General features: G+C 65.8%; 7 protein-coding genes. All 7 read left to right on the plus strand.

All coding sequences use genetic code 11. The features are described from left to right. Positions 1–13: 13 nt before the first annotated feature. Positions 14–1,261, plus strand: a complete 1,248-nt coding sequence (locus FVD38_RS24555; protein WP_147937196.1) for a glycosyltransferase — start codon at positions 14–16, stop codon at positions 1,259–1,261. 78 nt (positions 1,262–1,339) lie between these two features. Next, a complete protein-coding gene (gene uvrA / locus FVD38_RS24560) occupies positions 1,340–3,892 on the plus strand; it encodes an excinuclease ABC subunit UvrA (RefSeq protein ID WP_147937197.1) in 2,553 nt (850 codons plus the stop codon). Positions 3,893–4,066: 174 nt separating this feature from the next. Beyond that, a complete protein-coding gene (locus FVD38_RS24565) occupies positions 4,067–7,555 on the plus strand; it encodes a response regulator (RefSeq protein WP_147937198.1) in 3,489 nt (1,162 codons plus the stop codon). Between the two features lie 35 nt (positions 7,556–7,590). Beyond that, complete coding sequence (locus FVD38_RS24570; RefSeq protein ID WP_123069788.1) at positions 7,591–8,382, plus strand: CheR family methyltransferase; 792 nt, start codon at positions 7,591–7,593, stop codon at positions 8,380–8,382. Then, the gene (locus tag FVD38_RS24575; RefSeq protein WP_147937199.1) at positions 8,379–8,984 is read left to right on the plus strand and encodes a chemotaxis protein CheB; all 606 of its coding nucleotides are present in this window, start codon (positions 8,379–8,381) and stop codon (positions 8,982–8,984) included. Before FVD38_RS24570 ends, FVD38_RS24575 begins: the two co-directional genes overlap by 4 nt. Next, positions 8,981–10,192 (plus strand): hybrid sensor histidine kinase/response regulator, encoded by a 1,212-nt coding sequence (locus FVD38_RS24580; RefSeq protein ID WP_147937200.1) that lies wholly within the window; start codon positions 8,981–8,983, stop codon positions 10,190–10,192. Before FVD38_RS24575 ends, FVD38_RS24580 begins: the two co-directional genes overlap by 4 nt. A gap of 438 nt (positions 10,193–10,630) precedes the next feature. Continuing rightward, positions 10,631–10,906, plus strand: a 276-nt coding sequence (locus FVD38_RS24585; RefSeq protein ID WP_147937201.1) for an IS110 family transposase, incomplete at its 3' end; no start/stop codon positions are given.

Below are 10,906 nucleotides of genomic sequence, written 5' to 3' on the forward strand. Positions count from 1 at the left end.
GGGAGGCGGGCGGGTGCATTTCATCCTGGCGACGATCGGCTCGGCCGGCGACCTGTTTCCCTTCCTATGGATCGGCCGCGCACTGAGCGAGCGCGGCAACCGGGTCGATTTCCTCGGCCCGGAACAGCATGCACAATATGTCGAGGCGGCCGGACTCACTTTCCACGGCTTACCGGCCGACATGGCCGTGCTCGACCATCCCGACCTGTGGCATGCCACCCGCGGCCTGGCCGTGGTGTGGGAAGCGACGCGGCCGGCGATGGCGCAGCTGCCGCGGGTGGTCGAAGCGCTTGCCCGCAAACAGCCGAACGAGCGGCGCGTGCTGCTGGTCCATCCGCTGGCGCTGCCCGAGGCCGACCTGTGCCGCCACACCTGTCCCGGCCTGAAGATCGCGGCGGCCTGGCTGGCGCCCTCCAATCTGCCGACCGTGCACGACCCGCTGCTGCTTGGCCCCTGGCCGGTGCCGGCCTGGGTGCCGCATGGCGCGCGCCGCTGGCTGTGGCGCGCATTGGCGGCGCGCTTCGTCGATCCGGTGGCGCTGCCCGGCCTGAACACGGCGCGCGTGGCGCGCGGCTTGCCACAGGTGGGCAATATGGTCGACTACATTCCTTCCATCCCTGACCTGTCGCTGGCATTGTTTCCCGACTGGTTCGCCGCGCCGCCGCCGGATTGGCCGCGGCCGCTGTACCAGGCTGATTTCCCGCTCTACGATCCCGACCCGAACGCCGCACCGAGCTTTGAGCTGCGCGCCTTCCTCGATGGCGGTGCGCCGCCGGTCGTGTTCACGCCCGGCACCGGCAACCGCCAGGCGCGCGCCTATTTCGAGGCGGCGCAGCAGGCGGTGACTGAACTCGGCCTACGCGCGGTGTTCCTGACGCCGCACGCTGAGCAGTTGCCGGCCCCGCTGGCGCCCAACGTCTGCTGGCAGGACTACGTCCCGCTGAAGGCCTTGCTGCCCCACGTCGCGGCCCTGGTCCATCATGGCGGCATCGGCACCACGGCCGAAGCCTTACGAGCCGGTACGCCGCAACTAATCGTGCCGCTCGCGCACGACCAGTTCGACAACGCGGCGCGGGTGGTGGCAATGGGGGCCGGCGCCAGCCTGCATGCCGCGCGCGTCACGCCGGCGCGCATGACGAAGGCCTTGCAGGAGGTGGTGGGCAGTACGCAAATTGCGGCGCAGAGCGCCGGGCTCGCCGCGCGGTTCGCGGGGCAGGGCGGCATCGATGGGGTGTGTGCGCGCCTGGAAACCCTGGCTTGACCGCACTGTTGGCAAGCGCACCGACGTCGGGCGCCCGCAGGCGTCCAATGAGGCATTCTCGATAATGCCGGAGGGCAGATGCCCAGCAAAACTTCCAACAAAAAAAGTGTGGCCAAAAGCAAGACCGAAGACGGCTACGTCCACGTGCGCGGTGCGCGCGAACACAATCTGAAAAACGTCGATCTCGACATCCCGCGCGGGCAGCTGGTGGTGTTCACCGGCGTCTCCGGCTCCGGTAAATCCTCGCTCGCCTTCGGCACCTTGTATGCAGAAGCCCAGCGGCGCTACCTGGAGTCGGTCTCGCCCTATGCGCGCCGCCTGTTCCACCAGATGCCGGTGCCCGAGGTCGACGAGATCGAAGGCTTGCCGCCGGCCGTCGCCCTGCAGCAGCAGCGCGGCACGCCCACCGCGCGCTCCTCGGTCGGCAGCGTCAGCACCTTGAGCAATTCGCTGCGCATGCTGTACTCGCGCGCCGGCGATTATCCGACAGGGCAGGAGCTGCTGTATGCCGAATCGTTCTCGCCCAATACCCCGCAAGGCGCCTGCCCGCGCTGCTCGGGCCTGGGCCGCATCTACGACGTGACCGAACACTCGATGGTGCCGGACGACAGCCTCACGATCCGCGAGCGGGCGATCGCCGCCTGGCCGCCGGCCTGGCATGGCCAGAACCTGCGCGACATCCTGGTCACCCTCGGCTACGACGTCGACACCCCGTGGCGCGAGCTGCCCAAGAAGGACCGCGACTGGATCCTGTACACGGACGAGAGCCCGACGGTGCCGGTGTATGCCGGCTTCACGCCCAAGGAAACGAAGGCGGCCCTCAAGCGCAAGGAAACGCCCAGCTATCAAGGCACCTTCACCGGCGTGCGGCGCTACGTGATGCAGACTTTCGCCAATACCGAAAGCGCCTCGATGAAGAAGCGCGTGGCGCGCTATATGGTCAGCAGCGCCTGCCCGGAGTGCGAAGGCAAGCGCCTGCGGCGCGAATCGCTGTCGGTCACTTTTGCCGGCCACGACATCGCCGAGATCTCGCGCCTGCCGCTGGCGCGGCTGGCCGAACTGCTTCAGCCCTACGCCGCAGGCAAGGACAAGGATGAGGACAAGCGACACCTGCACAACGAGCAGCTGATCGTACGCCGCCGCATCGCCGCCGACCTGGCCGCGCGCCTGGAGGTGCTGCTGGCGCTGGGCCTGGGCTACCTGGCGCTGGAACGCAGCACGCCGACCCTGTCGCCGGGCGAGTTGCAGCGCCTGCGCCTGGCCACGCAAGTGCGATCGAGCCTGTTCGGCGTGGTGTACGTGCTCGATGAACCATCGAGCGGCCTGCATCCGGCCGACACCGAAGCCCTGCTCGACGCACTGGCCCAGCTGAAGGCGGCCGGCAACTCGCTGTTCGTGGTCGAACACGCGCTGGACGTGATCCGCCAGGCCGACTGGCTGGTCGACGTCGGTCCGCTGGCCGGCGAGCGTGGCGGCCAGGTGTTGTACAGCGGCGTGCCGGAAGGGCTGCGCAAGATCGAACAATCGCAGACCCGGCGCTACCTGTTCGGCGAAGCGCCGTCGCCGCAGCGCACGCCGCGTGAGCCGGGCGGCTGGCTGAAGCTCGCGGGCGTCCACCGCAACAACCTGAAAGACCTGGAAGTCGCTTTCCCGCTCGGCGTCTTGACGAGCGTGACCGGCGTGTCGGGCTCCGGCAAATCGAGCCTGGTGAGCCAGGTGCTGGTCGAGCTGGTGAGCCAGGCCCTGGGGCAGGGCGGCGCGGCGCAGGAAGAGCAGCCCGACGAGCCGGACCTGGAACGCGACGAGCAACTGCCTTTGGCCGGCCACATCGTGTCCGGTATGGAGGGCGTGCGGCGCCTGGTGCGGGTCGACCAGAAACCGATCGGCCGCACGCCGCGCTCGAACCTGGCGACCTACACCGGCCTGTTCGATCAGGTGAGAAAGCTGTTTGCCGCGACCAAGGATGCGAAGAAGCGCCGCTACGATGCCGGCCGCTTCTCGTTCAACGTCGCCAAGGGCCGCTGCGAGCATTGCGCCGGCGAGGGCTTCGTGATGGTCGAGCTGCTGTTCCTGCCCAGCGTCTACGCGCCATGCCCGACCTGCGAAGGGGCGCGCTACAACGCCGAAACGCTGGAGGTGACTTATCGCGGCAAGAATATCGCCGAGGTGCTGGGCATGACGGTGGGCGAGGCGATTGAATTCTTCAAGGACGAAGGCGCCGTCGAGCGCTCGCTGGAGGTACTCAATGAGGTCGGCCTGGACTACCTGCGCCTGGGCCAGCCGGCCACCGAGCTGTCGGGCGGCGAGGCCCAGCGCATCAAGCTGGCCTCCGAATTGCAGCGCGCCACGCGCGGCGATGCACTGTATGTACTGGACGAGCCGACCACCGGCCTGCACCCGGTCGACGCCGACCGCCTGATGGTGCAGCTGAACCGCCTGGTCGATGCGGGCAACACCGTGATCGTGGTCGAGCACACGATGCGGGTGGTGGCCGGCAGCGATTGGGTGATCGACGTCGGCCCCGGCGCCGGCGACCAAGGTGGCTCGGTGGTGGCGTCCGGCCCACCCCAGGATGTCGCGCGCAACAAGAAAAGTCGCACTGCACGCTACCTGGCGGCGCAGATGAATTAGTAAAAGTCAGGAAATCCGGCGTGCCGAACGGTGCGCCGGATTTGGTTGCTTTTTGATAATATCGTTCCTTCGCCAGTCGGGACGCGCTTGCGCACGACCGTGCCACTTTGGTGTGCGCGCAATTTCACATTTGCGTTACACTTAGGATATTTTATTTCTAATAGAACAATAGGCATGGCCGGTCCAACCATCGAAAACAGCGAGTTTCGCCGCATCCTTACCCGCAACGTCGCACTGCCGCTAGGCATGAGTATTGTTAGCGCGATCGTGTTTGTGGGGATCATCGCCTACCTGATCAATAGCCTGACCTGGGTCGAGCATTCCCAGAAGGTGATCGGCGGGGCCCATGAAATCCGCAAGCTGTCGGCCGAGATGGAATCGGGCATGCGCGGCTACCTGCTGGCAGGCGATGAGGAATTCCTGTCGCCCTATGTCCTGTCCAGGCAACGCATGTCGTCCAGCCTGGAGTCGCTGAGCGAACTGGTCAAGGACAATATCGCCCAGTCCGAGCGCTTGACCCGGATCAGCCAGATCCAGAAGCAATGGGAATCGTTCGCCCAGGAGATGATCGACCGCCGACGGTCCAATGACCTGAGCTACATCGATGCCGTCAGCAGCGGTCGCGGCAAGTCCCTGACCGACGAGATGCGGCGCAACTTCGACCTGGTGCTAGCATCCGAGATGCGCCTGCTGCAAGAGCGCAGCGATTCGGCGCGCAGCACCACGTTCTGGTCGGTGGCGGCCTTCCTGATCCTCTCCGCGATCGTCGGCGGCAGCCTGGCCGCCTTCGGCCGGCGCCAGCTGGTGCACCTGTCGGATACCTATAACGAGGTGCTGGGGCACGAGGCCGAGCACAATGAAAAGCTGCGCCACCAGGACTGGCTGCGCACCGGCCAGAACGAGCTCAATGTACGCAGCGCCGGCCAGATCAACCTGGAGCCGCTGGCCGATGCATTGCTGCCCTATGTCGTGAAGTACCTCGATGGCGCGATCGGCGCCATGTACGTGCGCAGCGACGATGGCGCCATGCGCCGCATCGGCGCATATGGCTTCACCCATACCGAGACCGAACGCGCCGAGATCATCACGCCGGGCAGCACGCTGGCCAGCAAGGCCGCCGAAGAAAACCGCCTGATGGTGCTCGACCAGCTGCCGCCCGACTATATCAAGGTCAGTTCGAGCCTGGGCGACACGCCGCCGCGCGCCCTGATCATCGCGCCGTTCCATAACCACGGCAAGGTCAAGGGCGTGTTCGAGATCGCCTTCCTGCGCCCGGTGGAGCAGCGCGACCGCGAGTTCCTGGGCTTCATCGCGCAATCGGTGGGCGCCGCCATGGCCGCTGTGCTGTACCGCCAGCGCCTGCAGGACGCGCTGGAAGAAAGCCAGACCCTGAACGAGGAATTGCAGGTGCAGCAGGAAGAGCTGCGTACCGCCAACGAAGAGCTGGAAGAACAGTCGCGCGCGCTGGAAGAGTCGCAGTCGGCGCTGGAAAACCAGCAGGCCGAGCTGCGCACCACCAACGACCAGCTGGCCGAGCAGGCGCTGAGCCTGGACATGAAGAACTCGGCCCTGCAATCGGCCCAGGAGCAGCTGCACCAGCGCGCGGTCGAACTCGAAAGCGCGAGCCGCTACAAGTCCGAATTCCTGGCCAATATGTCGCACGAGCTGCGCACGCCGCTGAACAGCTCCCTGATCCTGGCCAAGCTGTTGTCCGATAACAGCGGCGGCAACCTCTCCGACGAGCAGGTGCGCTTCGCCCAGACGATCTACTCGGCCGGCAACGACCTGCTGCAGCTGATCAACGACATCCTCGACATCTCGAAAGTGGAGGCGGGCAAGCTGGAGCTGGTGCCGGAAGACGTGCCGGTGCGGCGCGTGGTCGAGGGCCTGGCGCGCACCTTCGAGCCGCTGGCGCGCCAGAAGCAGCTCGAGTTTAAGATCGCCGTCGATCCGGGCGTGCCGGCCAGCCTGCACACCGACCGCCAGCGCATGGAGCAGATCCTCAAGAACCTGCTGTCGAATGCCGTGAAGTTCACCGAAGTCGGCTCGGTCAACTTTACCGTGTCGTCCACGCCCGAGGGCGACATCGCCTTCCGCGTGCAGGACACCGGCATCGGCATCGCGACCGACCAGCAGGACAAGATCTTCGACGCCTTCCACCAGGCCGACGGCACCACCAGCCGCCGCTTCGGCGGCACCGGCCTGGGCCTGTCGATCACGCGTGACCTGACCCGCCTGCTGGGCGGCAGCGTGGCCGTGTCGAGCGCGCCGAACGAGGGCAGCGTGTTCACCCTGGTGCTGCCGCGCGGAATCCCGGCAGTGCCGTCGCCGGCCGAATCGCCGGCGACGATGGCGCAGCTTCCGCATTACACGCCGGCGCCGGCCGCTCCCGCCATGCCGGTCGCGGCCAGCGCACCCGCTGCCAGCGCGGAACCGATCAACAGCTTCCCGGACGACCGCGACAAACCGGCCGCCGGCCGCCGCACCGTGCTGGTGGTGGAGGATGAGGCGCCGTTCGCGCGCATCCTGTACGACCTGGCGCACGAACTCGATTACCGCTGCCTGGTGGCGATGAGCGCCGACGAGGGCCTGGCGCTGGCCGTCAGCCAGCGTCCGGACGCCGTGCTGCTGGACGTGCGCCTGCCGGACCGCTCTGGCCTGACCGTGCTGCAGCAACTGAAGGACAATCCGTCGACCCGCCATATCCCGGTGCACGTCATCTCGAGCATCGAGAACGGCGGCGAAGCCCTGCACCTGGGCGCCATCGGCTATGCATTGAAGCCGACCAGCCGCGAAGAGCTGGAAGACGTGTTCCGCAAGCTGCAGGAAAAATCGAGCCAGAAGATCAAGCGCGTGCTGCTGGTCGAGGACGACGAGCGCCAGCGCGAGAGCGTGGTGGCCCTGATCGCCGACGACGACGTCGAGATCGCGGCCGTGGGCACCGCCAGCGAGGCCCTGACCCACCTGAAGAACGAAGTCTTCGACTGCATGATCATCGATCTCAAGCTGCCCGATATGCAGGGCGGCGAGCTGCTCGAGCGCATGTCGCATGAAGAGCTGTGCTCCTTCCCGCCGGTGATCGTGTACACCGGCCGCAACCTGACGCGCGACGAAGAGGCGGAGCTGCTGCGCTATTCGCGCTCGATCATCATCAAGGGCGCGCGCTCGCCTGAGCGCCTGCTGGACGAAGTGACGCTGTTCCTGCACAAGGTGGAATCCGAGCTGTCGACCGAGCGCCAGAGCATGCTCAAGGCGGTACGCGGACGCGACCGCGTGTTCGAAGGCCGCACCATCCTGCTGGTCGACGACGACGTGCGCAATGTGTTCGCATTGACGTCGGCGCTGGAGCAGCGCGGGGCGAAAATCGAAGTCGGCCGCAACGGATTCGAAGCGATCGCGAAACTGGATGAAGTGCCGGGGATCGACCTGGTGCTGATGGATATCATGATGCCGGGCATGGATGGTCTGGAAGCGACGCGCCGCATTCGCGCCGACGGCCGCTTCGACCGCCTGCCGATCATCGCCATCACCGCCAAGGCCATGAAGGACGACCAGGAGCAGTGCCTGGCCGCCGGCGCCAACGATTACCTGGCCAAACCGATTGACCTCTCCCGCCTGTACTCGCTGCTGCGGGTCTGGATGCCTACCCTGGAGCGAATTTGAGCCAACCCCCGAGCGACTTCGACATCGAGCTGCGGATGCTCGTCGAAGCCGTCTACCTGAAGTACAACTACGACTTCCGCGACTACACCGGCGCTTCGCAAAAGCGCCGGGTGCTGGTCGCCATGCGCGAGATGGAATGCGAGACGGTGTCGGAACTGCAGTCGAAGGTGCTGCATGAGCCGAACGGTTTCGCCCAGCTGTTGCAATACCTGACGATTCCCGTCACCGAGATGTTCCGCGATCCGGAGTACTTCCTGGCGGTGCGCGAGCAGGTGGCGCCTTTCCTCAAGACCTACCCGTCGCTCAAGATCTGGGTGGCCGGCTGCAGCACCGGCGAAGAAGTGTATTCGCTGGCCATCCTGCTCAAGGAAGAAGGGCTGCTCGAGCGCAGCATCATCTATGCGACCGACATCAATCCCGAGTCGCTGGAGGCGGCGCGGCGCGGCGTGTTCCCGCTGGATCGCATGCGCTTGTATACCGAGAACTACCAGAAGTCGGGCGGCAAGGGCGCGTTCTCGGACTATTACACGGCCGCCTATGGCGGCGCGCTGTTCGAGCGCAGCCTGATGGAGAACGTGACTTTCGCCGACCACAGCCTGTCGACCGACAGCGTGTTCTCGGAAACGCACTTCGTCAGCTGCCGCAACGTGCTGATCTACTTTAACCGGCGCTTGCAAGACCGCGTGCTCGGCCTGTTCCACGACTCGCTGTGCCATCGCGGTTTCCTGGGCCTGGGCAGCAAGGAAAGCATCGACTTTTCCAGCTACGCCGAGCGCTTCGAGTCGCTGGCCAGGCGCGAGCGCCTGTTCCGCAAGGTGTCGCCATGAACCTCGACCAGCAACTGGCCGCGGCCATGGGTTCGCGCCGGATCGAGATGGTCGTCATCGGCGGCTCGGCCGGCGGCGTCGACGCCCTGGTCGGCCTGGTGCCGGCGCTGCCGGTGGGGTTCAGGCCGGCCGTGACCTGTATCCTGCACGTGCCGCCGGACCGCGACAGCCGCCTGGCCGAGCTGTTCGCCCTGCGCGCGGCGCTGCCGGTGCGCGAAGCGCAGGACAAGGAACCGATCCAGCCCGGCACCGTGTATTTCGCCGGTTCCGGCTACCACCTGTCGATAGAACAGGACCGCAGCTTTTCGCTCAGCTGCGAGCCGCCGGTGCAGTTCGCCCGGCCGGCGATCGATGTACTGATGGAGTCCGCCGCCGACGTGTATGGTCCGGCGCTGGCGGGTATACTGCTGACTGGCGCCAATTTTGATGGCGCCGAAGGCATGTGCCGCATCCGCGAACGCGGCGGCCTTACCATCGTCCAAGACCCCGAAGAAGCGCAGGCCAGTACCATGCCCGAAGAGGCGATCCGGCGCTGCGCTCCGCACATGGTGCTGCCGCTGGCCGGCATCCGCACTGTGCTGCCCCTGTTGGAGACCCCATGAACCAGGACCCAAGCAAGATTCTGATCGTCGACGACCTGCCGGAAAACCTGCAGGCGCTCGAGGCGCTGCTGCGCCATGATCAGCGCGCCATCTACCAGGCCGCCTCGGGCGAACAGGCGCTGGCGCTGCTGCTCGAGCACGAGTTCGCGCTGGCCATCCTCGACGTGCAGATGCCGGGCATGGACGGCTTCGAGCTGGCCGAGGTGATGCGCTCGACCACCCGCACGCGCCACATCCCGATCGTGTTCGTCTCGGCCGCCGGGCGCGAACTCGATTATGCCTTCAAGGGCTACGAGAGCGGGGCGGTCGACTTCATGTACAAGCCGCTCGACGCCGACGCCGTGCGCAGCAAGGTCAACGTGTTCGTGGCGCTCGACCAGCAGCGGCGCGAGACGCGGCGCCAGATGCTGGCGCTGGAACGGAGCCGGCATGAGCAGGAGGTGCTACTGCGCGAGCTGAACCAGACCCAGCAGGAGCTGCAGCGCTCGCTGAAGATGCGCGACGAGTTCATGTCGCTGGTGGCGCACGAACTGCGCACGCCGCTCAACACGCTGTTCCTGGAAACGCAGATGCGCAGCCTGCAGCTCAAGCGCGGCAACACGGCCGCCTTCGCGCCGCAGCCGATGGAGGCGATGATCCAGCGTGACGAGCGCCAGATCAAGTCGATGATCCGGCTGATCGACGACATGCTCGACGTCTCGCGCATGCGCAGCGGCAAGCTGTCGATCCGCCCGGCCCAGGTCGAACTGATGAATCTGCTGGAACGGGTGGTGAGCGACCTGTCGCTGCAGGCGGCCACTACCGGCAGCTCCCTGACCCTGCGCCCGCACGGCGGCGTGACCGGCTGCTGGGACGAATTCCGCGTCGAACAGGTGATCGTCAACCTCTTGACCAACGCGCTGCGCTACGGCTGCGGCCAGCCGGTCGAGGTCAGCGTCGAGCGCAGTGGCGACCTGGTGCGGATCGACGTGCGCGACCAGGGCAAGGGCATCGCGCCATCCGACCTGGAGCGCATCTTCGAGCCCTACGAGCGCGGGGCCCGCAATGGCGAGCCGAAGGGCCTCGGCCTGGGCCTGTACATCTCCCGCCAGCTGGCCATCTCGCACGGCGGCGAACTGCGCGTAACGAGCAAGCCCGGCGAAGGCTCCGTATTCAGCCTGGTCCTGCCCTGCACCGACGTCCCCGTCTGCGCCGAAGCCGACGTCTAACCCACCCCTCCATCCTAATTAGGGTCAGAGTCGAATTGTTTGACAACTTTTGCGGATGAGCCGCTAATTCGACTCTCGTATATTGAAGGTACCGCAGCTGAGCTAGTCTGTGATGGCGATGATGCGGTCGGGCGGAGTGATGCCGAACTACTCGAGTGCCGCTGAGCACGTGGATCAGATAGGTGCCTCCGCCCGTTTCATTTTGTTAGTCCGGACGGTATCTTGGGCCATCGCGCACGGCGTGGAGCCCGCATACGAGAGAGGCCAAAAATGAATACGACACGTAANGAAGCGGTCGGGCGGAGTGATGCCGAACGACTCGAGTGCCGCTGAGCACGTGGGTCAGATAGGTGCCTCCGCCCGTTTCATTTTGTTAGTCCGGACGGTATCTTGGGCCATCGCGCACGGCGTGGAGCCCGCATACGAGAGAGGCCAAAAATGAATACGACACGTAATGATGTGCTGGGAATTGATGTCAGCAAGAAGAAGCTGGACCTGGCTTTACTGATCAATGGGAAGTTGAAGGCAAAGGTGTTCGATAACACTTCTGCAGGCCACCGGGCCTTGGTGACGTGGTTACGCGACTCCAAAGCGTCGCTGTCGACGCTGCACATCTGCATGGAAGCGACCGGCGTCTACTACGAGGCGATCGCCACGACGCTCCACGCTGAGGGCTTCAATGTCAGCGTGGTCAATCCAGCCTGTATCAAGGGC

It is taken from the genome of Massilia arenae, assembly GCF_008014745.1.
Lineage (GTDB): Bacteria > Pseudomonadota > Gammaproteobacteria > Burkholderiales > Burkholderiaceae_D > Telluria > Telluria arenae.